Source organism: Pseudomonas shirazensis (genome assembly GCF_014268785.2).
GTDB lineage: Bacteria > Pseudomonadota > Gammaproteobacteria > Pseudomonadales > Pseudomonadaceae > Aquipseudomonas > Aquipseudomonas shirazensis.
Genome location: NZ_JABWRD020000001.1, coordinates 1151365 through 1174320 on the forward strand (window position 1 = coordinate 1151365; position 22956 = coordinate 1174320).

Sequence of the window (22956 nt, forward strand, 5' to 3'; positions counted from 1 at the left end):
TGCGAATCTCAATAATCCAGGGATAGGTGCCCTAGCCAATGCCAGAACATTTTCGTGCACTGATCGTTATTTTGTTCGTGGCCAGCGTGGTGTTTGTGATGGCGCGCAAACCGGCACTGGACATCATCCCGGCGGCGGACTTCAAGCGTCGACGCAACCTCTGGTTTGGCCTGACCCTACTGGCGTTCTTTTCCTACAGCTTCTGGCTATATGCCGCCGCCACCGCAGTGATCCTGTATGTGGTGCGGCGCCGTGAACACAATGTGCTGGCACTGTTTTTCATCCTGCTGTTCCTGATCCCGCCGGCGTCGGTGGAAATCCCCGGCTTCGGCGTGGTCAATTACCTGTTCGAGATGAACCACATCCGCCTGCTTTCTCTGTGCCTGCTGCTGCCCACCGCACTGGCCCTGAGCAGACAAGGCGACACCCTCGCCTTCGGCCGCACCCTCCCGGACAAGCTGCTGGCTGCCAGCCTGATTCTGATGGGCCTGCTGTACCTGCGCGAAACCACCCTGACCGATACCTTGCGCCAGAGCTTCTATCTGTACACGGATGTGTTTCTGCCCTACTACGTTGCCAGCCGCGGCCTGAAGCAGATCAGCGACTTCAAGGATGCGCTGCTGGCGTTCGTGCTAGCGGCGTTTCTGCTGTCGTTGATTGCCGTGGCCGAGTTTTCCCGCCACTGGCTGCTATACAACGCGCTGACCGATGCCATGGGCACCCAATGGGGCATGTCCGGCTACCTCAGCCGCGGCGGCTCGCTGCGGGCCAGTGCTACCACCGGCCAGGCGATTGCGCTGGGCTACGTGATCAGCGTGGCGATAGGCCTGTTCCTGTTCCTCAGTAGTTACGTGCGCAGCCGTTTGCAGTGCCTGCTCGGCGCGTTGCTGCTGGCAGCCGGGCTGATCGTGCCGCTGTCGCGTGGGCCGTGGATCGGTGCGGTGATCATTGTCGGCGTATTCATCGCCACCGGGCGCAACGCGGTCAAGCGCCTGAGCCTGCTGGCCATGGCCGGTATTCTGGCGCTGCCGCTGCTGAGCGTGATGCCTGGCGGGGAAAAGGTGCTCGACCTGCTGCCGTTCATTGGCAACCTGGAAAAAGAGAACATCACCTACCGCGAGCGCCTGCTGGACAACTCGTGGATCGTGATCCAGCGCAATCCGCTGTTTGGCTCGTTCGACTTCCGCAATACCCCGGAAATGCAGTCGATGATCCAGGGCGAAGGCATCATCGACATCGTCAATACCTATATCAACCTGGCCCTGCGGGTCGGGTTGGTCGGGCTGACGTTGTTTGTCGGCTTCTTCGTCAGCATCTTGTTCGGCCTGCGCAAGGCGCTGCGCGCCTTCCCCGACCGCAACGAAGAAGGTCGCCTGCTCGGCCGCGCCCTGTTGGCGACGCTGCTCGGCATCCTGGTGATCATCTTCACTGTCAGCAGTATTACCGTGATCCCTGTCGTGTACTGGTCGATTGCCGGGGTAAGCGTGGCTTACATACAGATGGTGCGCCGTGCTCGCCAGGCCGAAGCCGGTAGCGCATTCGCCAGCCTTCAATCCAGGTAATGACAATGACCTCACTGCGTATGCGCCCCCTCATGCGGGCCTCGGCCCTGCTCGCTCTGGTGCTGTTGCCGCTGCCGGCGTGGACGGCAGAGTGGTCAGTCAGCGTCGACCAAAGCAATGGCCTGCCGAGCCTGACCCGTGGCGGCGGCCCGGTCATGGCGTCACGCTTCGACTTCTGGGGCGCGGACTGGAGCTGGACCGGCTTCTACACCGCGCTCAAGATCAACGCGCCTTATAACTACAGCCTGATGGGCAAGAGCAAGGACCTGGACTTTGATCTGAACGCGACCATCGCCAAGCCGCAGGCACAGACCCTGAGCTGGGACATCACCCTTGACGCCCACAGCAGGAAAACCGACATCATGGGCGGCGGCGTCGTGTTCAACTTCGACCCCGCGCTGATTGCCGGCGAGATGGGCAAGCCGGTGTTGCTGCCGGGCAATAGTGGCTGGTCGTGGGGCAACGATGCCCAGGGCCGACGCATCGAGATGCGCTTCCAGCCCGCTCTGGCCAGAGTCTTCATGGAGCGCGGCGATCCCAGTGAAATACGTGCCTTTTTCTATGAGGACCCGATTGTGCCCGGTCGCCAGCAGATCAAGGCGACGCTCTCGGTCAGCGGCGATATCGACATTGGCCAGACCACGGAAGAACGTTTTGGCCTGGCCGACCCGAACAGTTGGCCGGATGACCAGCTCGACTGGCGCACCGCTCCGGTCGACCTGTCATTTCTCAATGCCGGTGAAAAACCGGCCGGCAAGCGCGGCTTCGTCAAGGCGGACGGCGAGCAGTTGGCCTTTGCCGACAACACCCTTGTGCGCTTCTGGGGCACCAATCTGTCTGCCTATGCGCTGTACAACACCCCCGACGACGAGATCAAGCAACAGGCCAAGCGCCTGTCAGCGTTGGGCTTCAACCTGATCCGCCTGCACCATCACGACTCGCCCTGGGTCAGCCCGAATATCTTTGGCGATGTCAGCAAACTGCGCGATACCCAACAGCTCAATGCCGAATCGCTGCGCAAGCTCGACTGGTGGATCAAATGCCTGAAGGACGAAGGCATCTACGTCTGGCTGGACATGCACGTCGAACGGGTACTGACCATCAACGACCAGATCAGCGATTTCGCCGAGCTGGCCAAGGGCAAGAATTACATCGACCTCAAAGGCTATGCCTACGTCAACGCCTCGATCCAGCAAGCGATGAAGCGCTTTGCCGAGCAGTACGTCACCCATGTCAACGCCTACACCGGCCTGGCCTACAAGGATGATCCGGCGATTGCTGCGCTGTTACTGACCAATGAAAACGACATCGTCCAGCACTATGGCAACGCGCTGCTGCCGGACAAGGGCGTACCGCGCCACAGTCAGCGCTACATGGAGCTGGCCAAAGCCTTTGCCCAGCGCCACGACTTGCCAGCAGACCGCACCTGGCGTGCCTGGGAACCTGGCCCGTCGAAGCTGTTTCTCAACGACCTCGAGCACCAGTTCAACGTCAGCCTGATCGAGCACCTGCGCGGGCTCGGCGTGAAAGTGCCGATCGTCACCACCAGCAGTTGGGGCGGCAATGGCCTAAGTACGCTACCGGCGCTGACCTCTGGCGATATGATCGATGCCCACAGCTACGGTGCCAGCGGCCAGCTGGAAAAAAACCCGCTGACCAGCGACAACCTTGTTAACTGGCTGGCCGCGGCACAGGTTGCCGGCCTGCCGATGAGCGTAACCGAGTGGAACGCCCAGCCGTTCCCCAGCCCCGATCGTCACTCGCTGCCGTTGTACATTGCCGGCACCGCCAGCCATCAGGGCTGGGACGCGATGATGCAGTACGCCTACAGCCAGCAGGCTTTCATCGCCCAGTGGATCCGCGCCGACAACTGGAACGCCTACAACGACCCAGGACTGATGGCGACCATGCCCGCCGCCGCCCTGCTTTACCGGCGCGGTGACGTGCAGCCTGCGCAGTCCCGCTACGTCTTTGCGCCCTCCCCCGCCACCCTGTTCAACCGCCTGATCACCCCGGCCAACTCGGTCCTGCTGCGCAGCGCAATGGAAAAAGGCCAGTTGCAGATCGCCCTACCGGCCTCCCCCGAGCTGCCCTGGCTACGGCCCAGCCCCATCGCTGCGGGCGCGCAGGTGCTGCAGGACCCGGACCAATCGTTGCTGGCAGCCGATGCCAGCGAGTCCAGCTCTGACACTGGCGAGCTAAAACGCAACTGGCAGCAAGGCGTGTACACCATCGACACCCCGCTGACCCAAGCGGCGACCGGCTGGTTGGGCGGGCGTTCGATGAGCCTGGCCCAGCTAGGGCTCAACCTGCAAACGCCATACGCGAGCGTGGCAGTGCAAAGCCTGGATGGCAAACCGTTCAGCCAATCGCGTGCACTGCTGATCTCGCTGGGCACCCGCGCAGTGCCGCGCCCGGATGACATGACGCCGTTTCACGTCGAGCCGCTGCGAGGGCGCGTCAGTATCAAGGCAGGGCCTGGTTTGAAGCTGTATACCGGAAAACAGCAGCAGTTGCCCGTCAGCTACGAGGACGGGCGCTATGTGATCACTTTCGATGGCCTGCACATGAGTAATTGGCTTTTCTTGAAATAGCCATTTTTGCCACCTACCCTCTCAGAAGTCAGCTTTAGTCCGCGTTTGCTCGACCCGCCTTAGATGCACCTGTTTGACCCACCCAGGATTGGACGGAACAACTACAGATTCCAGGAGATTTGGATGAAGTTTCTGGTTGTCGGCGGCGCAGGCTACATCGGTTCACATATGGTCAAGCACTTGCTGCTGGCGGGGCATCAAGTTGTGGTCGCCGACGTTATGCCGGCCCACAGCGGCGTTGCCTGGGTCAACCTGGACATCGCTGACCGGCCAGCGCTGGATGCGCTGTTTGCCTCTCATCGCTTCGATGCCGTGTTTCACTTCGCCTCGTTCATCCAGGTGGGCGAATCGGTCAGCGACCCCGGCAAGTATTATCAGAACAACGTCGCCGCGACGCTCTGCCTGCTCCAGGCGATGATTCAGGCAGACGTCAGGCAGCTGGTGTTCTCGTCGACCGCCGCAGTGTACGGCGACCCCCAGTATGTGCCGATCGACGAGGCCCATCCAAAGGCGCCGATCAACCCCTACGGACGCAGCAAATGGATGGTCGAGCAGATGCTCGAAGACTTTGATCGCGCCTACGGGCTGCGCTCGGTGTGCCTGCGCTACTTCAATGCGGCTGGCGCTGACCCCGATGGCATGCTGGGCGAGAGTCATGAGCCGGAAACTCATCTGATCCCATTGATCCTGCAGGCGGCCTCAGGTCGGCGCCCGGCAGTGACCGTGTTTGGCCGCGACTACAGTACCGCGGATGGCACCTGCATCCGCGACTACATCCACGTCAACGACCTGGCCTCGGCGCACGCCTTGGCGATCGACTACCTGCAGGCCGGTGGCGCCAGTACAGCCTTCAACCTGGGCAATGGCGAGGGCTTTTCCGTGGAGCAGGTGATAGCTGCCGCTCGCAGTGTCACGGGGCGGTCAATCAATGTCATCGAGGCAGGACGCCGCGCCGGCGACCCGCCGAGCCTGGTGGCCGACGCGAGTAAAGCTCGGCAGATCCTCGGCTGGCACACCCAGTACGCACTGCTTGAGGACATCCTTGGCCATGCCTGGAAGTGGGAGCAGCAATACCCCTGGCGCTAAACACCAAGGGTTGGTCAGGGTTGAACACTACTCAGTAGTAAGAGCGGGTCTGCGCTTCGGCCTTGTTCAGCACGGCACCAATCAGGTTGGCGGTGGCCAAGTGGTACAGGCAGTCTTCGATTTCCTTTTTGCTGTTGTTGCCGTTGGCGACCACCAGCAGCACGCAGTCGAACTTGGGCAGCACGGTGATTGCATCGTCGGAGCTGAGCAACGGCGGCAGGTCGAAGATGCAGATGCGTGATTCATAACGCTCGCGCAGGTCATGGATCAGGTTGTTGACCTTGGGCGAGGACAGCACCTCGGTGGACAATGGCACCGGCTCACGGGTTGGCAGCACGACAAAGCGCGGCAGGGTCGGGTTAACCAGCACCTCCTCCAGCCCCGCCTGATTGTTCAGGTATTCGTTGAGCGCCTTGCCCATCGGCAAGCCCAGGCTGCTGCCGACCCGCGGCCGGCGCAGGTCGAAATCAACCAGCAGCGCAGTCTTGGTGGTGTGGTGGGCGATGCTCATGGCCAGGTTGATGGCCAGCACGGTCTTGCCGGCCTCAGGCGTTGGCGAAGTGATCGCCAAGGTCCGCCAGCCGTTCTCTTCCATGGTTTGCAGTACTTGCGTGCGCAACAGGTCGAAGGCCCAACTCATGTTCGAGTTCTTGTTGTAGGCGACGATTCGATGCCGCTCCAGGTGCTCCGCGCGCAGCGGCACCACCGTGGTGTTGACGTAATCGAACTGGCCCAAGGCCTCGGGCTGCTGCAGCACCGGTGCTGGTTGCGCGGCACTCGCTGTTACAGGATGAAGGTTGCTTCCAGTAGCCGGCGTACGTCTGTCCATCGCTGCTTTCCCTATTCAAACCGAGCCATAGCTTTATAAAGCAGAAGGTCCAATGGCATGTAGAACAGGTGGACCATGAGTAACATGATAGCCACCAGTGCCAGTGCAGCAAGCACCGCCAGTACTCGCCAGCGCCTGCGTTTGGCCAGTTCAGCCTGGGTGGCGATGAACGGCACCGCAACCAGTACCCGCTTGCCGACCACGCTTTCCAGTGCGCCGACACCGCGCACGCGCTGGTTGAGCATTTCCATCAGCATCACCAGTGCCGCGCCGCCAGCCGGTGCCAGTACCGCGCCGAGGGCGACGATCTTCTTGCGGTTGGGCTTGACTGGTTTTTCCGGCAACAGCGGCGGCTCAAGCAGGACAAAGCGCTCGGCCTTGTTTTCCTGCTCCAGGCTTTCGGTGATTTTTGCGCCCATTTCCTTGGCGCGGATTTCCTCGTACTTCTTGCGTGCGTTGTCGTGGTCGCGCATCAGCGTGACCAAGCCGCGTTCGACCTGCGGCGCCTCGAGAATCTCCGCCTCGTAGCCTTCGATCTTGGCCGAGAGCTGACGCTTTTGCTCAACCAACGAGGCGATGCGCTGTTGCGCGGCGCCGATTTTGGTACGGGCGCGGGCAACCTCGAGGCTGACGCCCGAAGACGCTTTAGGACCGCCACCTGCCGCCTGCAGCGCGTCGATCTTGCGTTTGACGGCAATCACATCGGGGTGGGCTTCGGTGTACGTGGTCAGCAGGCGAGCGTATTCAGCCTTGAGGCTGGGCAGATCCTGCGGCAAGTCAGCTGCACCGCCGCGGCTGCCATCGGCTTTGCTGGTGACACCGGCGTTGGCGGCAGACAGCTCGACTTCAAGGTAGCGCAGCTCTTCCTGAGCGGCCTTGTAGTCACGATCGATCTCGCGGAATTCAAGCTCGGCGCGGGACAACATGCTCATGCGCAACGCCTGGTTCTCGGGCAAGGTGTTGGCGTGTGCCTGTTTGAAGTCAGCCAGCTGATTTTCCAGGGTGGCCAGTTCAGCGCCCAGCTTGTTTGCCTCCTGGGTAAGGAATTCGGTAGTTTCAGTGGCGCGCTCGGTGCGCTGCTTGACGTTTTCATTGAGGAACAGCGTGACCAGCTCGTTGGCGACTTCCTGAGCCACCTCGGGACGCTTGTGCTCGAAGGACACGTTGAAGGCTACAGTGGTTTCACCGCGGCCTTTGACGAAGGTGCTAAGGGTGTTGACCACGATCGTGTTGCGCATCTGATCGATCTTGTCCGACTCGCTGAACTGGCGGCCCTTGTCGGCAAACAATTGGTACTTGTCGATGATCCGCAGCAGATTGTCGCGGGTCATCACTCGCTGGCGAATCACCTCGATGCGCTCATCGGCGAAGCTACTGTTGTTGGCCGAGACCAGTTCGGGCGAGATCTGCTGCGACTCGACCAGAATGGTGCCGGTCGACTGATACAACGGTGGCACGCTCAGCGCGACCGCCACGCTGATGGCCAGAATGACCACGATGGTCACCCCGAGCAGCAGCGCACGGTCCTTGATGATGGCGATGTAATCCTTGAGGGACAGCTCGTATTCAGACTTCATAGTGGCCACCAGGCTGAACGTCAGAGATCGGGGATTCGGTAAGTGAGGGTCAGGCCGACAATGGTGCCAACGGCGTCACCCAGGTCGTTCTGCTTGCGCTCGCGGTGCATCAAGGACAAGCGCACGTCCCAGAACTGCGAAAGCTCCCGGCTGGCCCACACGCCGTAGGTCTGCAAGGTATTCGGGGTCTGGCCCTTGCTGTCTTGCCAGGCCGCGTCGACGCCGACCCGAGTCAGCTCATCGACGGCATAACTCCAGCTACCGCGCACGGCGTCGACTTCGGCAAAGCCGCCCTCGGCACTGGCCACCGTGCTGCGTTCGGCAGTCAACGTGGCGTCGTGCCGTTCGCCGTTGTAGCGCAGCGATGCACCGCCTTCCCCGCGGCGCCCGCCGCCATCACCAGAGACCTGGTTGACGCCTGCCCGCAGGGTGCCCTCGAGCCGCTCGGAGAACTGGTACTTGACCCCGACCACCGGCGCGTAGCTGTTGGAGGCGCTGGCGGTGGTATCATCGTCAGGCTCGTAGCGTCTGGCGGTGATGCCGGTGAAGAACTGGGTCTGCGCACTCCAGGCGTAGGTCAGGGTCAGTTCGCTGGCCAGTTCGTCGTAGCCGGTAAGCGTGTTGATGTCGTAGCGGGCCCGGTTGTAGGTAGTTTCGTTTTCCAAGGTGGTCCGCTCGGTCAGCGCGCGGTTCCAGTTGCCGATCAGCGAATACAGCTTCTGGGTGCCGTCAGTGGTGACCACACCGGTTTCAAGCACTGTGCCGGAAAGTGTCGAGCTTTCGCTGTACAGGCCGCGCAAGCCAAAACCACCGGTTTCGGTCTCACGTTGCCAGCCAATACTCAGATTAGGGTCTTCGCGGTCATCGACCACCGACTTGTCGGATGAGCGCAGCACCGTCAGGCCCAGGCCGAAGCGCAGCTCATCGCGATCGTATTTGCCGACCAGGCTGTAATTGGGCGCAATGATGGTGCGCACCACGCTTTGCTCCTGGGAGCTGAGCAATAACGGGTTGCTGTCGTATTCGACAGTGCTGGGCAATGTTGCCGAAGACTGCCAGACGGCAGCGTGGACCGAGGCCGAGTACGGCAACATGCAGATTGCCGTTACAACACCTGTTGCGCGAAGCAGCGGCACGGTCGATTTTGCGCTAACCAGCCCGCTCAAGGGACGACCAGCGTATCGCCAGCCTGAAGTTGGATATTGGTGGACAGATCACGCCCCGAAACCAAATCCTTGTAACGCACCGGCAAGACCCGCTCGGTATTGCCGATACGGCGGATTACCTTGATCGCGCTTTCATCGGCGAATTTGTCCAGGCCGCCAGACATACTCAAGGCCTGCAGCACCGCTGTCGGCCCAGACATCTGCACCGGGCCAGGTTTCATCACCTTGCCTTGCACATAGACCAGGTTGCCGTTGACCTCAGTTACCACGACGCTGACGTTTGGGTCTGGCATGTACTTTTCGAGTTGGCGGGCGACACGGCTTGCCGCCGTGGTGACATCCAACCCAGCGACATCAACCCGGCCTGCCAGCGGGAAAGTGATGCTGCCGTCGGGCAGCACTTTGGTTTCCTGGCGCAGGCTGTTATCGCCCCACACCGAAACAGTGACCTTGTCGCCCGGACTTAGCAGATAAGGCGAACTCTTTTCATCGGCACTGACCGTACCGGACCAGACCGCAAGCACGCAGACCAGTGAACCTAACAAACGCACCATGGGGTCCCTCCGGCCAGGCGGCCGTCAAAAGAGCACTGAATGAGAACTACGCACAACCTCTCGCTCTACTGCAAAGCTGCATTGCCACCGCTGCAGCGGCTCAGCGGTGCTTTACGGTTTGCCGCCATGCCCTGTCAATCACCCGGCGTTAGCGCTACTGGCATCTGGAATATAGCTAGGCTTTGAGAATTGACAAGCCGCTCCTAGCCAACCCTGCTGCGCTATCTTGATCGATCAGACCTAGCGCCCACCCACACAATTGAAAACCAGGCAAACGCTTGAAGCCGATCAGATTTTTCTTCTATTGGCGACGGCGACAAAACCCACAACTGCAAACGCAAACAACCATGCCGCTGTCGTCAGCGGGATGACACTGTTCTGGCTTACATATGAATCAGCGGCACGGGCAGCACCGCTTAACAGCACCAGCAGGAAAATCGATTTGATAAACAGGGTCGAACGCATAATCCCCTCCAGAAAGAGGACAAACAGATGAGTTGGGTGCAGATCGCATGAGGTGTTGAAATGAGCTTATGGGCACAATGATATTACGTCAATGATCCGACACCATAATAAAACTCAATCGGGGGGCACTGTTTTCGTCAAAAACACGACAACTGAAATATGCTGTTTTAGCAAATCAGATAACAACGGTTAAAAGCGCCGATATTCGCTAATCTTCGCGGTACAAGCGGGTCCTAATGCCTGCTGAAACGCGAACATTTCGCGTCAACGGACCATTGAGCAGGCGCAAATCAGATTATAATTGGTTAGCAAACGCGATGCGGTTATTCCGCTTGGCGATATATATCCTCGGCAGGTGTTTCATAAACGAGAAGGCAATCTAATCAATTGCATTTAACACGTGCCAACTAGGCATCCACTTGCACAGTTGCCAGGCAATTGGGTATTAGCCTGCTGGCAGCAGATCCAGAGTTCGGTCGAGTTCATCCCTATCGATAATAAAGCCGTCACCTTCTGGCTGACCGACGACAAACGCGAAATGTTGCCCATCGCGATCAGCCAAGTATTTGTAATAACTGACAAAACGGTTGGGCGGTTGAAGGGTCAGAATGGTCCCGCCCTCTCGCAATACGTTGACGCCATGGACCAGCTGGCTGCCTTCGACACCCGCAACAATCCTGGCACCCGCGCATGCCGCCACAATGGTGGGCACATCGTTGCGCAGCGGGTCGATGACGCGAAAGCCATACTGCGTGCGCAGGTGCTCGGCAATCGCCAGTTCGTTGCGCAGCAGGCGCAGCTCGCCAGCGCCGCCGCGCAGCAAGAACACACCTGGATGCGGCGCGTGGCTGACATGGGATAGCAACTTGTCGCCCATGGCGCGATAGCGCGCATGCCGGCTGCGGTTGTGGCTCTGGTCATCGAATAGGACCAACTCGCGGAAGAAGGCCGTGTGCAGGCGCAGCGGGTTCATCCCCAGCCAGGCTTCATAGGGCGGCGCCTGAGTGAACAGCGGTAAGCGTGCTGAGGGCGCAGTCGTTACCGGCACTCCCTCATCGCATGCCAGCGCATAGGTCACGCAGTCTTCCATCAGCCAGGTGCCAAACCACGAATTGCCATTCTGCGTGCAGTAGATCGCTGCGCGCTCGATCTCGTGCTCCACCGCGATCCCGGGAAGCGTCCGCGGCTTGGCCGACAGCCATAGGCTGGCGTTGTCCTTGTACAGAACGCCATCAATAAGCCAGACATCCTTGAGCAAATAGCCCCGGGTGGGGCCATGATCGACCTGGATGTCGCCGGCCATGGTCGGGCCGGGATGCACATAGGGGAAAAAACGCGCCTCCCAGCCGGTTACCCGCTGCATTTGATCAGGCAGGTAAATTGCCGGTGGCGTGATAGTGCGCTCACCCGGGGCGATGTCCCAGCTCTTTACCGCAAGGCTCTGCAGGGATCTGGCAGCTGACCGCGCCAACTTTTGCCGGGCAATGTTCCGATATGCGGCAAGCGTCCAGGTGTGCTGGCGCGAGGCTGGCTGGCCACTGAAATTCGAGATATTGCTTGGCATAAAGCCTCCTCCCACAGGACGGGTTCAACACAGGTCGGTTCAACACAGGGGCGGCGCGCCAATTCGTCCTGACTAGCGGCCGCTAGGTGGACACAACCCGCTCCATCGTGGGGGGCGATTGCAAGCTGGCATAGCGGCTGCGCAGGGTCTGCAAAAACCCTTCGCCGTGGCCGTGGCCGCCGTACAGGTAGATCTTGTGCAGCCCGCCGAACACCATCTCGTGGTAGCGGCTAGCGACCTCGTCATCACTGGGTCCGTCGGGCAGTCCCAGGTGCAGCGTCAATTTGTTGCCCTCGACCGCGAACAGGGGCGTATCCCAGAGAAACTGTGCGGCTCCCGTCTTGGGCAAGCGCACAAACATATAGGCATGGTTACCCAGCGAATCGACATCCCCGCCCCGCCGCCGCTTCCACTTGAGCAAGCCATCATCCGGACGCGCCAGGCACAAGCCAATGTCGTAATAGTCATAACCATTGGCCAAGGCCCACTCGAGGGCCATGTAGGTGGTAATGGAATTGACCTCACGCAGCTTCTTGGCATCGCTGAATATCGCTTCGCAGTAACCAAAGCGCAGGGTGCTCCAGTAGCGCTTGCCACCGCGGGTGATCTCGCAGCCGAGGTGACAGGCGACCACTTCATCGCCCAGCGTGATCAGGTCCAGACGGCCAACACCCTTGGCGATGCGAAACACCTCTTCAGTGGCGAACTGGGCAGCATGTATACCCTGGCGAGCGGTGGCGTACGGACGCAACAGCTCACGGTCAGCCATGGCGATCTCAGCGTCATCGAGCGTCTGGCGCATCTGGTACAGCGGCCGGTGCTTGCGAATGCTGCGGCGCAGTTCGCTGTCGTAGCGGGCGGTGATGTCTTCCAGGGGACGACCCAGCGGCACCACGGCGCTCAGATAATGCGGCACCGACAACGCGCCGCTGGTGGGCATTTCGCTGATCACCACGGTTTGATCGGCGCCACCTGACGGCGCCACCGCGTAAGTTTCGGCGACCGCGGCCTGGCCCTTGCCGGCGATCAACAACTTGGCCATTTCGCGCTGCTGCTTTCTGCCGATGTAGAGGATCTGATAAGGGCTCTCTTGCTTGAGCCGAAAGCGGCTGACTTCCCAGCGCCAGACACAGGCACGACTGAGCACATCACGTAACCGATTTGAGACATGCCGCATCTCGTAGCGCATCGAGGGAGAGATGAATTTTCGAGCAACTGCCTGCAGGTTCTCTTTCATGTCTTCTTCAATGTCCTTGGCAAAAGCCATCCAGGCAAAACGCAGGGTCATCATCAACGCGCAGGAAGACGCGCTTAACTTATTGAAAGTTAATGCAATAGCTGTATGACTTCGCACTCATAATTGGTAACAATTAAAGATGCAAGGTAGCCCCTTTGCAAGCGGCATTTTGACAGCATGGCGCATGCTTTTATGGCGTCAAATTTTATCTTTCAGGTTGTGCTGACTGGGCTGCGTTGACGCGCTGCCAACCACGTCTGCAGGGCGGCTGCGGGCATCGGCCGCGCCATCAGATACCCTTGCCCCTGATCGCAACCTGCATTGCGCAGGAAGTCGTACTGCGCCTGAGTTTCGATCCCTTCACCGGTGATCCGGAAACCCAAGGCATGGCCCAGGTCGATAATTGCCCGGGCAACGGCTACCGCGTCATCATCGTCAGGCAGGTCCTTGATGAACGCACGATCGATCTTCAGGTGATCGATGGGCAGCGAGCGCAGATAGGCCAGCGATGAATAGCCGGTACCGAAGTCATCGACTGCAGTCGCTACGCCCATTGCCTGCAGTTGCGCGAGCACGGCGCAGGCCTGTTGTTGGCTCTCCATCAACAGGCTTTCGGTAATTTCCACTTCCAGCAACTGTGCTGGCAGTCCATGACTGGCCAAAGCGCCGGCCAGGCTGCTGACGTAATCACTGCGCTCGATCTGCAGCGCCGCAACGTTGATGGCCAGCGGTCCGGGCAAACAGTCTGTGTTGCGCCAGCTGGCCAACTGCGCGCAGGCCAGTTCCAGCACGCGCTCGCCCAGCGGGATGATCAAACCGGTCTGCTCGGCCAAAGGCACGAACTCGCCCGGCGCAACCAGACCATGCACCGGATCACGCCAGCGCAGCAGCGCTTCGACGCCTTCTACCCGGCCGCTGAACAGATCGATCTTGGGCTGATACCACAACTCGAATTCATTGTGCTGCAAGGCGCGGCGCAGGTTGCGCTCCATCTCCAGACGCTGCTGCAGGCGTGCAGTCATGTCCGGATGGTAAGGGCGCCAGGCATTGCGGCCGTTTTCCTTGGCGACGTACATCGCGGTGTCGGCGTGACGCAGCAGGCTGTCGACATCATTGCCCTGCTGCGGGCACCAGGCCAGGCCGATGCTGCCGGTGACCAGCGCCGCGTTGCCATTGAGATCGAAGGGCCGCTGCAACGCTCGCAGGATCCCCTGCACCTGCTGGCTGACCTGGCTCTGGCTGCCCTGCAGCATGAACACGAACTCATCGCCGCCCATGCGGCAAAGTCGATCGCCTTTGTTCAGCTCTTGCAGAAACCGCGCCGTTGCCTGTTGCAACAACAGGTCGCCCATCGCGTGGCCGAGGCTGTCGTTGACCTGCTTGAAGCCGTCGATGTCCAGCATCAATACGGCCAGGCCATGGCCTTGATTGATGGCAGCGGCCAACTGCTGCTGGAACAACACTCGGTTGGGCAGCCCGGTAATGGTGTCGTAGTGGGCCAGCCGCTCTAGCTGCGCCTGCGACTCGCGCAGCTCGCGGTTACGCCGTTGCAGCAGACGGCGGCTACGGTTGAGCTGAGCAACGAACAAGCTGAACAAGCCGGTAAAACTAAGGGCGAACAGGAACAGCGGCGAAGTGACCAAGGCCAGCGCAGGCCAACCTTCGCGAGGTTCGGCGACCAATTGCCAACGGCCACCCGGCACCTCGACGGTCTGCGTCAGCAGCGGCTCTTTGAACAGCCCGGCATTGCCCCAGATCATGCCGCCTTCGGCACCTTTACCGTCGCTGCCGCGCACGGCCAGGTCAATCGGCAGCTCCGGGCCGATACCAGCGGCCTGCAGCAAACGCTCGATATCGGCAACGGTAGAGACATTGCCCCAGTAGAATTTGACCCCACGCTTGCCGTTGACGAACACCGGGCGCCGGTAAATCAGCGCTTCACCGCCCTGCTGGAGCTTGACCGGGCCGGCCAGTACAGGCTGTTGCCGTTGCCGGGCGAGCTCAAGCATGGCGTATTGGTCAGGCAGGGTATGGTAGTCCAGGCCAATGACGGACAGATTGCCCCCACGTGGGTGCACGTCGTTGATCACATCGTCTGGCGCCAAGGCTACATGGCGCATGTACGGCACCGAGGCCAGCGCCTCACGCGCCATGCCGCGAAAGTGCTCGGCGCTGATCACGCCATCGGCCGTGATCAGCTGGGCGATGCCCTCGGTCTCGCCAAACGCAGCGCGCAACTGCGCCTCGAGAGCGACCCTCACCCCCGATAATTGTGTAGCCACATGCGCCACCTGCTCGAGCTGCTGGCGCTGCATGTCCATGCGGCCCAGCACAACTGACAGACCAATACCGATCAAGGCAAAGCCTACCGGCAACAGGCGGTTGATACCGCGCCGCACCGGGTTGGCGGCGGGCACTAAGGGATCTTGGTCGAGGAAAGCACTGATCATGAATGCGCGGTCGCAGGTCGATTGATTGTGTATCGGCGCAGGTTAGGCAATGTTGAGCCAGACTGGTGTTTTTCCTCGTGCGGGCGCATGCTCGAAGAGCTGAAGCGTTTCACCCATACACTAATCGTGAGGTGCAGTATTCATGGACAGTCTGCTCGATTCGTTGTTTCCAACCGCCGATGACATCCCCGAGGCCTGGCGCCTCGGGCCACCGCTGGAACAACGCGATTATCTGGTCAATGGCGAACTGCGCCAGTGGCCTGGCCCGCTGGCCACCGTGCGCAGCCCGATCTGGCTCAAGCATGGCGATCAAGAGCAGCAAGTCATCCTCGGCAGCGCACCGTTGCTGGACGCCGACACTGCACTGACGGCGCTGGACGCTGCAGTCCACGCTTACGATAAAGGCCGCGGTGCCTGGCCGACCATGCGTGTGGCCGAGCGGATCGAGCACGTGCAGGCGTTCCTTGACCGGATGCGCGAGCAACGCACGGCGGTGGTCAAGCTGCTGATGTGGGAAATCGGCAAGAACCTCAAGGATTCCGAAAAGGAGTTCGACCGCACCTGCGATTACATCGTCGATACCATCAATGCCCTGAAAGACCTCGACCGACGCTCCAGCCGCTTCGAGCTCGAGCAAGGCACGCTCGGCCAGATCCGTCGCGCGCCGCTGGGCGTAGCGTTGTGCATGGGGCCCTACAACTACCCGTTGAACGAAACCTTCACCACGCTGATTCCGGCGTTGATCATGGGCAACACCGTGGTGTTCAAACCGGCCAAGTTCGGCGTACTTCTGATCAGGCCGCTGTTGGAAGCGTTCCGCGACAGCTTCCCGCCGGGGGTGATCAACGTGATCTACGGCCGCGGGCGAGAAACCGTCAGCGCGTTGATGGCCAGCGGCAAGGTCGATGTGTTCGCCTTTATCGGTACGCACAAGGCCGCCAGCGACCTGAAAAAACTCCACCCGCGCCCGCACCGCCTGCGCGCAGCGTTGGGCCTGGATGCAAAGAACCCAGGCATCGTGCTGCCCCAGGTCGACCTCGACAATGCAGTCGACGAAGCCGTCACCGGCGCGTTGTCGTTCAACGGCCAGCGTTGCACCGCGTTGAAGATCCTGTTCGTGCACGAGGATGTGGTCGACGCGTTCCTCGACAAGTTCCAGCGTAAGCTGGCTGCCCTCAAGCCTGGCATGCCGTGGGCCCCGGGTGTGGCGCTGACGCCGCTGCCCGAGCAAGGCAAGGTCGACTACCTCAACGGCCTGGTTGCCGATGCCACTGGCAAAGGTGCACGGGTGCTCAATGAAGGCGGTGGACAGAGCCGCGGTTCGTTCTTCTTCCCTGCCCTGCTTTACCCGGTCAGCGCCGACATGCGCGTCTATCACGAAGAGCAGTTTGGCCCGGTTGTACCGGTGGTGCCGTACCGCGACCTGGAGACGGTGATCGAGTACGTGCTCGACTCCGACTACGGTCAACAGCTCAGCCTGTTCGGCAATGACCCGGCCACCATTGGCAGCCTGGTCGATACCTTCGCCAATCAGGTTGGCCGGATCAACCTCAATGCGCAGTGCCAGCGCGGGCCGGACACCTACCCGTTCAACGGGCGCAAGAATAGCGCCGAGGGCACCTTGTCGGTGCACGACGCACTGCGGGTATTCTCGATTCGTACCTTGGTAGCCACCAAGTTCCAGGAGGCCAACAAGGAGCTGATCAGCGAGATCATCCGTAATCGTCAGTCGAGCTTCCTGACCACTGATTACATCTTCTAGCCGCCTGCAAGGGATCGGCCTCCAGCTTCAAGTTGAAAGCAGCCGCGCTTTGCTTGAAGCTTGGGGCTTGTAGCTGGGAGCTGCTCTACATGCGAATTATCGAAAAAAACGCCAGCCTGGTGCGAAGCCTGACCCTGGCCGAGGAAGAACTGCTGGCAGGCTTTGCTGCCGGCAGCCTGACCGGGCCGGCTGTGCTGCAGGCCAACCAGATGCTGATGAAGGTGCGCAGCGCCAACCAGTGGCTGGCCTGCGACTGTCGCAAAGACGCCTTGCCGGTGCTTAACATTGCCCTCAATGGCGATACTGGCAGGCTGGTCCTGCGCAATAATCCGGACACCCCCGAACATACCCCTGGCTGCCCGTTCAGCAAGGATGAGCGCGAGGCTGAACAGAGCCGCCAGGAGAGCACGCCGCCGCCCGCGTGGCTTGCGCCAGACACGCCGCTGGGCCTGATTGGCGATTTCCGCAAGGCCAGCGAACAAGGCCCCGCCGGCCCGGTCAACGAGGCTGCCGAACGCCGGGCACAACAGCACCTGCTGTCGCTGCTGCTGACCTGGATCGAAATCAGCGGCCTCAACGTCTATGCCAGCCACCTGAAAAAGGACCTCACCGCGCAGTTCGCCGAGCTGCGCAGCGTGGCCAGCCGTTACCCATTGCTCGAGCGCGTGCCGGCCAGCAACTACCTGGAAACGCGGCTGGACATGAAGCACATGATGATGCTTAAAGCACGCCTGCGTGAGGCGACGGTGTTCGGCAATCACCGTCGGCATGGCTTGCTGCTCGACTGCGTCGATCAGATCAAGGGGCGCAAGCTGTTCAATGCCCGCAGTGAGGATGGCTTCGACTTCCAGGGCCATCATCTGTACTGGGGTGGCAACCGCACCAGCGGTCCGCTGCTGACCCTGGCGCTGTACTCGCCGGCCACTGCCGGGAGCAACTTCTATGAATTGATCCACGTTGCCAGCGTGCCTGTGCTGTCACGCGCGCATCTGTTCCCGGTGTACCGCGACGAAGAACGCGAACCGCTCAAGGCGTTGGTGTCGCTGATCGACTGGATGGCCAGCAAAGGCGTCAAGGTGCTGATGCGCCGGCCGGTGATTGGTGGTCAGGTGATGGATGAGCTGGTGCTGACCTCGGATCAGGACCGGGTGTTGTCGGTGTCACTGCTGGAACAGCCGGTCGGGCCGGAGCCCGACACCGAGCACTTCAAACGTTACGCCGACTTCAAAAGCCTGGAGACCTTCCGCAAGTTTGTCGCCGGGTTTTTCATGCGCGAGCGCTGAAGCGGCCTGGCCCCGCGTGTGGCCAGGCCGCGCTGGAACGGCTCAGAACGCCGCGCGGAAGATTGCTTCGATTTCCGCCTGGCTGGCGGTGCGTGGATTGGTCACGCCGCAGGCGTCCTTCAACGCATTTTCAGCCAGCAGCGGCACGTCCTGCATACGCGCGCCGAGTTCTGCCAGGCCTGCAGGAATGCCAACCGCCACGGCCAGGTGCTCGATCGCCGAAATCGCCGCGCCAGCGCCTTGCTCTGCATCCAGCCCACACACCTTGATCCCCATCGCCTTGGCGACGTCGCGCAAACGCGGCGAGCTGACCTTGGCGTTGAAGCGCTGCACGTGCGGCAGCAGCACCGCATTGCACACGCCATGGGGCAAGTCATACAAGCCGCCGAGTTGGTGAGCCATGGCATGCACGAACCCCAGCGACGCATTGTTGAAGGCCATGCCTGCCAGGAACTGCGCGTAGGCCATGTTCTCCCGCGCCTGCAGGTCGCTGCCATCGGCCACGGCCTGACGCAAGTTGTCGCTGATCAGGCTGATGGCTTTTAGCGCGCAGGCGTCGGTAATCGGCGTGGCAGCGGTGGAAACGTAGGCTTCGATGGCGTGAGTCAGGGCATCCATGCCGGTGGCTGCAGTCAGGCCCTTGGGCATGGCAACCATCAGCGCCGGGTCGTTGACCGAGAGGATCGGCGTCACGTTGCGGTCGACAATGGCCATTTTCACATGGCGGGCTTCGTCGGTGATGATGCAGAAACGGGTCATTTCGCTGGCGGTGCCAGCGGTGGTGTTGATCGCAATCAGCGGCAGTTGCGGCTTGGTTGAGCGATCAACCCCTTCGTAGTCACTGATCCGCCCACCATTGGTAGCGCACAGGGCGATGCCCTTGGCACAGTCGTGCGGCGACCCGCCGCCCAGCGAGACGATGCAGTCGCAGTGTTCACGTTGCAACACGGCCAGGCCTGCTTCGACGTTGGCAATGGTTGGGTTGGGCCGCGCGCCGTCAAACACCACGGCATCGATATCGCGCATGGCGAGCAGGCCGGCAATGCGCTCGGCAACGCCAGCCCGGGCCAGGCCCTGGTCGGTGACGATCAATGCCTTGCGCAGGCCGTAGCCAGCGATGGCAGTCATCGCTTCGTCCAGGCAATCAATGCCCATGATGTTCACGGCTGGGATGAAAAAGGTGCTGCTCATGGGGGCGGATCCTCAAGGTCTGTCTACCTTGAGAATCTGCCTAATCGCGGCCCGCGGTGTTGATCCACAGCAACGATCAATCCGCCAGGCAGACCGACTATCGGCTTAGCCGAGGAATAACCGATAGGCAGGGTTGTCGGTCTCGTCCCAGTAGCGGTAACCCATCTCATCCAGCGCAGCCGGCAGGCCCGCCAGCTCCTCGTCGGGGACTTCCAGCGCGGCGAACACCCGCGCTTCGGCGGCACCATGGTTGCGGTAGTGGAACAGACTGATGTTCCAGCGTTTGCCCAGGCGCTCGAGGAAGCCCATCAACGCCCCTGGCCGCTCCGGGAACTCGAAGCGCAGCACCCGCTCATTGCTGCCTGGGGCAGCGTGCCCGCCGACGGTATGGCGCACATGCAGCTTGGCCAGTTCGTTGTCGGTCAGGTCGAGCACCTGATAGCCCTGCCCGCTTAAGCTGGCCAACAGTTGCTCACGTGGGTCGGTGAGTGGATGGGTCTGCACGCCAACGAACAGGCGGGCTTCCTTGCCTGGGTAAAAGCGGTAGTTGAACTCGGTGATCTGGCGCTTGCCCAGCGCCTGGCAGAAGGCGCGGAAGCTGCCGGGCTGCTCGGGAATGGTCACGGCAATGATCGCCTCGCGCTGCTCACCCAGCTCGGCCCGCTCGGCAACATGGCGCAGGCGGTCGAAGTTGACGTTGGCGCCGGAGTCGATCGCCACCAGCGTTTGCCCTTTTGCGCCCTCGCGGGCGACGTATTTCTTGATCCCGGCCACGGCCAGCGCGCCGGATGGCTCGGTGATCGAGCGGGTGTCGTCATAGATGTCCTTGATTGCCGCACACAGCTCGTCGCTGCTGACGGTGATCACTTCATCGACAAAGTGCCGGCATAGCTCAAAGCAGTGCGCGCCGATCTGCGCCACCGCCACACCATCGGCAAAGGTGCCGACCTGGGGCAGGATCACCCTTTCCCCCGCCGCCAGTGCCGCTTGCAGGCAGTTGGAGTCGTGCGGCTCGACGCCGATCACCTTGATCTCCGGCCGCAGGTATTTGACGTAGGCCGCAATGCCGGCGATCAGGCCACCGCCACCCACCGGCACGAAGATCGCATCCAGCGCGCCCGGCTGCTGGCGGAGGATTTCCATGGCTACGGTGCCTTGCCCGGCGATTACATCAGGGTCGTCAAAGGGCGGCACGAAGGTCGCGCCATGTTCGTCGGCCAGGTGCAGCGCGTGGGCCAGCGCATGGGGGAAGCTTTCGCCATGCAACACCACATTGCCGCCGCGCGAACGCACACCCTCGATCTTCAGGGTTGGCGTGGTGGTGGGCATGACGATAGTTGCCTGCAAACCCAGATGGGCAGCGGCCAGGGCGACGCCCTGAGCATGGTTGCCGGCAGAAGCGGTGATTACGCCGCGCTCGCGCTGGGCTGCGGTCAGGCGCGACAGGCGGGTGTATGCGCCGCGGATCTTGAAGGAGAACGTCGGTTGCAGGTCTTCGCGCTTGAGCAGGACCTGGTTGCCAAGGCTGGCCGACAGCGCCGCAGCGCCTTGCAGTGGAGTTTCAATGGCCAGGTCATACACCGGCGCAGCAAGAATACGCCGCACTTGCTCGGTTAGCAGTTGCGCGGGCGTGAGACGCGGGTTGACGTTGAGATTGGTCATCGATGACTCCTGGTGGATGTGGTATTGCCCAGGAGTCAGAGAAAACAAACCCGCCTCCAGGGCGGGTTAGGTGCACGTACGCGCTAGCCCGCCAATCCGATAATGGCGGTAATAATAATGTTCAGGGCGCGACGCTGCGGGAAGGTATTCATGGGTAAGGAACTTATCCTGTTGCGCTACAAGCCGTCAACACTTGGCTTGCTGCGCCGAGAGCGGCACATCGAAGACCTTGTCGAAGCCCCACTGGAACACGAACGCGTAGACGAAGAAAAACGCGAACAGCGCCAGGTTGGTGAGCAATGCCGCCCACAAACTGATATCCAGCCAATACGCCACCAGTGGCAGCAACAACACAACCAGCCCGCCTTCAAAGCCCAGTGCGTGGAGGATGCGCCGCAGCACGGTGCGCTTGCGTTTGGCCTGGCGTGCCTCCCAGCGCTCGAACGCCCAGTTGAAGGCCATATTCCAGCTCATCGCAACCCCCGACATAAGCACCGACAGCGCCGTCGAGTGGGCCATGCCGGCATCGAACATCAGCGCCAGGGCGGGGGCTACGCAGGCAACGGCGATGACTTCGTAGCAGATGGCCTGAACGATCTTGCGGGCCTTGCCTTGCATGTACGGCTCCTGGGAGAAACGGCCCGCAAACGGTACGCCGCTTGCCGGCTATATTCAAGCCGCCGGCAAGCGTATGCGGAACTGCGCCCCGCCGAGCGCCGACTGGGCAACCGTGAGTGTGCCGCCCTGCCCCTCGATTGCCCGCCGGCTGATCGCCAGGCCCAGGCCAAAGCCGCCGCTATTGCGATCGCGGCTGCGGTCCAGCCGATAGAACGGTTGAAATATCCGCTCGCGCTCCTCCTGCGGGATACCGATGCCGTCGTCCTCCACGGTAAGCAGGCAGGCGCCGCCCTCCATGCGCAGGCGCAGCAGCAGCTTTTCGTCGCAATAACGCATGGCATTGCGTACCAGGTTTTGCACGGCGCGGGCGGTCAGGCGCGGGTCGAGGACAAAGCGCGGCAGGTTGGCGTCGGCTTTAACTTCCCACTGAACACCACGGCTATCGAGCTCCTCGGCAAAACCGCCAAGGACGCTGTCGACCAGCTCCAGCAGCGACACCTCCACCCGTTCGTTGGCCTGCCCGGCGGTTTGCAGCCGGCTGTAGGACAACAACTCGAGGACCAGCTCATCCAGCTCGCGAACGTGGCCGACCAGCTCCAGCAGGCGCTTGCGATTGGCTGGCGGCACTTCGTCAAACAGCAGCACCAGGCCAAAATCCAGCCGGGTCAGCGGCGTGCGCAGTTCGTGCGAGACGGCATTGAGCAGTTCACGTTGTTCGTTGACGTGCCGCTCCAGGTCGCTGGCCATGGTGTCGAACACACCCGCCAGTTCACCGATGTTGGAGCGCGCAGATATCTGCGTGCGCGCGGTCAGCTGCCCTTCGCCGAGACGCCGAGCGGTTTTCTTGAGCCGCTGCAGATCCCGCCAGTGTGGCCACACCCAGCCCAACAGGCAGCCGAGCAAGGCGGCACCGATCAGCACGGTCACGCCCCAGGACAGCAGGTTGATGTCGACCGGATCGGGCGGGCTGTGCAGGCTTACCAGCCACTCGCTGTCCAGCGCCGCCATTGCCGTTCGGTAGTAACCCCAGTCGCCCAGGCGCACAACATGCAAGCCTGCCTGCAGGCGCTCGCGTTCGGGCGCCGTTAGCGCAGCCTGATCCCAGCGCAGCAGTTGCACCTGCAAAGGGCGGAAAATATCTGCCACTTCACGCTCGACAGCCGGCCATTGCTCAGCCGGTGCCTGCTGGAACTGGCGCACGATCAGGGTTTGCACGCCCCTGGCCTGGTCTTGATTGAAGGCCATGAAACGTTCATGGAAAGCACCGACGATGGCATCGGGGATCAACAACAACGCGCCGGCGTAGGCAACGATGATCAGCAGGTAAAGGCGTACCAGAATCTTCAGCATGGTGCC

Annotated in this window: 17 protein-coding genes; 5 read left to right on the plus strand and 12 right to left on the minus strand. The window is 61.4% G+C overall.

The window, feature by feature from the left end; all coding sequences use genetic code 11:
• Positions 1-38 precede the first annotated feature (38 nt).
• From HU736_RS04985 to galE, 3 genes are all read left to right on the plus strand, one after another.
• On the plus strand, positions 39-1562 hold the full coding sequence (locus HU736_RS04985) for an O-antigen ligase family protein (protein WP_103437387.1): 1524 nt from the start codon (positions 39-41) through the stop codon (positions 1560-1562).
• 5 nt (positions 1563-1567) lie between these two features.
• Positions 1568-4156 (plus strand): cellulase family glycosylhydrolase, encoded by a 2589-nt coding sequence (locus HU736_RS04990; RefSeq protein WP_186697970.1) that lies wholly within the window; start codon positions 1568-1570, stop codon positions 4154-4156.
• A gap of 123 nt (positions 4157-4279) precedes the next feature.
• Positions 4280-5242: a UDP-glucose 4-epimerase GalE gene (galE, locus tag HU736_RS04995; RefSeq protein ID WP_186697968.1), complete on the plus strand. Its 963-nt coding sequence runs from the start codon at positions 4280-4282 to the stop codon at positions 5240-5242.
• A gap of 31 nt (positions 5243-5273) precedes the next feature.
• Here galE and HU736_RS05000 read toward each other — a convergent pair whose 3' ends face one another.
• The 8 genes from HU736_RS05000 to HU736_RS05035 form a co-directional block, all read right to left on the minus strand.
• Complete coding sequence (locus tag HU736_RS05000; protein WP_101319595.1) at positions 5274-6071, minus strand: CpsD/CapB family tyrosine-protein kinase; 798 nt, start codon at positions 6069-6071, stop codon at positions 5274-5276.
• 11 nt (positions 6072-6082) lie between these two features.
• Positions 6083-7648: a GumC family protein gene (locus HU736_RS05005; protein ID WP_103437390.1), complete on the minus strand. Its 1566-nt coding sequence runs from the start codon at positions 7646-7648 to the stop codon at positions 6083-6085.
• 20 nt (positions 7649-7668) lie between these two features.
• Complete coding sequence (locus HU736_RS05010) at positions 7669-8784, minus strand: hypothetical protein (RefSeq protein WP_186697966.1); 1116 nt, start codon at positions 8782-8784, stop codon at positions 7669-7671.
• 26 nt (positions 8785-8810) lie between these two features.
• Positions 8811-9368, minus strand: a complete 558-nt coding sequence (locus HU736_RS05015; protein WP_186697963.1) for a polysaccharide biosynthesis/export family protein — start codon at positions 9366-9368, stop codon at positions 8811-8813.
• 288 nt (positions 9369-9656) lie between these two features.
• Positions 9657-9833, minus strand: coding sequence for an EPS-associated small membrane protein EppA (gene eppA / locus HU736_RS05020; protein ID WP_178080767.1), 177 nt, complete (start codon positions 9831-9833; stop codon positions 9657-9659).
• A 445-nt stretch (positions 9834-10278) separates the two neighbouring features.
• Complete coding sequence (locus HU736_RS05025) at positions 10279-11397, minus strand: glycosyltransferase family 61 protein (protein ID WP_186697961.1); 1119 nt, start codon at positions 11395-11397, stop codon at positions 10279-10281.
• Between the two features lie 82 nt (positions 11398-11479).
• Positions 11480-12634, minus strand: a complete 1155-nt coding sequence (locus HU736_RS05030) for a GNAT family N-acetyltransferase (protein WP_103438782.1) — start codon at positions 12632-12634, stop codon at positions 11480-11482.
• 212 nt (positions 12635-12846) lie between these two features.
• A complete protein-coding gene (locus tag HU736_RS05035) occupies positions 12847-15084 on the minus strand; it encodes a putative bifunctional diguanylate cyclase/phosphodiesterase (protein ID WP_186697959.1) in 2238 nt (745 codons plus the stop codon).
• A gap of 142 nt (positions 15085-15226) precedes the next feature.
• On the opposite strand from HU736_RS05035, the gene HU736_RS05040 reads away from it, so the two are divergent.
• Positions 15227-16846, plus strand: coding sequence for an NADP-dependent glyceraldehyde-3-phosphate dehydrogenase (locus HU736_RS05040; RefSeq protein ID WP_103437394.1), 1620 nt, complete (start codon positions 15227-15229; stop codon positions 16844-16846).
• Between the two features lie 89 nt (positions 16847-16935).
• Complete coding sequence (locus HU736_RS05045; protein ID WP_186697957.1) at positions 16936-18129, plus strand: DUF8534 domain-containing protein; 1194 nt, start codon at positions 16936-16938, stop codon at positions 18127-18129.
• A gap of 42 nt (positions 18130-18171) precedes the next feature.
• On the opposite strand, the gene yiaY is transcribed toward HU736_RS05045, so the two are convergent.
• The 4 genes from yiaY to HU736_RS05065 form a co-directional block, all read right to left on the minus strand.
• Positions 18172-19320, minus strand: coding sequence for an L-threonine dehydrogenase (gene yiaY, locus HU736_RS05050; RefSeq protein WP_150569198.1), 1149 nt, complete (start codon positions 19318-19320; stop codon positions 18172-18174).
• A gap of 105 nt (positions 19321-19425) precedes the next feature.
• Positions 19426-20982, minus strand: coding sequence for a threonine ammonia-lyase, biosynthetic (gene ilvA / locus HU736_RS05055; RefSeq protein ID WP_225912973.1), 1557 nt, complete (start codon positions 20980-20982; stop codon positions 19426-19428).
• A 186-nt stretch (positions 20983-21168) separates the two neighbouring features.
• Complete coding sequence (locus HU736_RS05060) at positions 21169-21600, minus strand: PACE efflux transporter (RefSeq protein WP_103437398.1); 432 nt, start codon at positions 21598-21600, stop codon at positions 21169-21171.
• Between the two features lie 54 nt (positions 21601-21654).
• Positions 21655-22950, minus strand: a complete 1296-nt coding sequence (locus HU736_RS05065; protein WP_103437399.1) for an ATP-binding protein — start codon at positions 22948-22950, stop codon at positions 21655-21657.
• Positions 22951-22956 lie beyond the last annotated feature (6 nt).

Excerpts from the sequence above, each read along its gene's own strand:
- HU736_RS04985 (WP_103437387.1), top strand. The coding sequence starts at position 39 with ATGCCAGAACATTTTCGTGCACTGATCGTTATTTTGTTCGTGGCCAGC.
- HU736_RS04990 (WP_186697970.1), top strand. The coding sequence starts at position 1,568 with ATGACCTCACTGCGTATGCGCCCCCTCATGCGGGCCTCGGCCCTGCTC.
- galE (WP_186697968.1), top strand. The coding sequence starts at position 4,280 with ATGAAGTTTCTGGTTGTCGGCGGCGCAGGCTACATCGGTTCACATATG.
- HU736_RS05000 (WP_101319595.1), bottom strand. The coding sequence starts at position 6,071 with ATGGACAGACGTACGCCGGCTACTGGAAGCAACCTTCATCCTGTAACA.
- HU736_RS05005 (WP_103437390.1), bottom strand. The coding sequence starts at position 7,648 with ATGAAGTCTGAATACGAGCTGTCCCTCAAGGATTACATCGCCATCATC.
- HU736_RS05015 (WP_186697963.1), bottom strand. The coding sequence starts at position 9,368 with ATGGTGCGTTTGTTAGGTTCACTGGTCTGCGTGCTTGCGGTCTGGTCC.
- eppA (WP_178080767.1), bottom strand. The coding sequence starts at position 9,833 with ATGCGTTCGACCCTGTTTATCAAATCGATTTTCCTGCTGGTGCTGTTA.
- HU736_RS05025 (WP_186697961.1), bottom strand. The coding sequence starts at position 11,397 with ATGCCAAGCAATATCTCGAATTTCAGTGGCCAGCCAGCCTCGCGCCAG.
- HU736_RS05030 (WP_103438782.1), bottom strand. The coding sequence starts at position 12,634 with ATGAAAGAGAACCTGCAGGCAGTTGCTCGAAAATTCATCTCTCCCTCG.
- HU736_RS05035 (WP_186697959.1), bottom strand. The coding sequence starts at position 15,084 with ATGATCAGTGCTTTCCTCGACCAAGATCCCTTAGTGCCCGCCGCCAAC.
- HU736_RS05040 (WP_103437394.1), top strand. The coding sequence starts at position 15,227 with ATGGACAGTCTGCTCGATTCGTTGTTTCCAACCGCCGATGACATCCCC.
- HU736_RS05045 (WP_186697957.1), top strand. The coding sequence starts at position 16,936 with ATGCGAATTATCGAAAAAAACGCCAGCCTGGTGCGAAGCCTGACCCTG.
- yiaY (WP_150569198.1), bottom strand. The coding sequence starts at position 19,320 with ATGAGCAGCACCTTTTTCATCCCAGCCGTGAACATCATGGGCATTGAT.
- ilvA (WP_225912973.1), bottom strand. The coding sequence starts at position 20,982 with ATGACCAATCTCAACGTCAACCCGCGTCTCACGCCCGCGCAACTGCTA.
- HU736_RS05060 (WP_103437398.1), bottom strand. The coding sequence starts at position 21,600 with ATGCAAGGCAAGGCCCGCAAGATCGTTCAGGCCATCTGCTACGAAGTC.
- HU736_RS05065 (WP_103437399.1), bottom strand. The coding sequence starts at position 22,950 with ATGCTGAAGATTCTGGTACGCCTTTACCTGCTGATCATCGTTGCCTAC.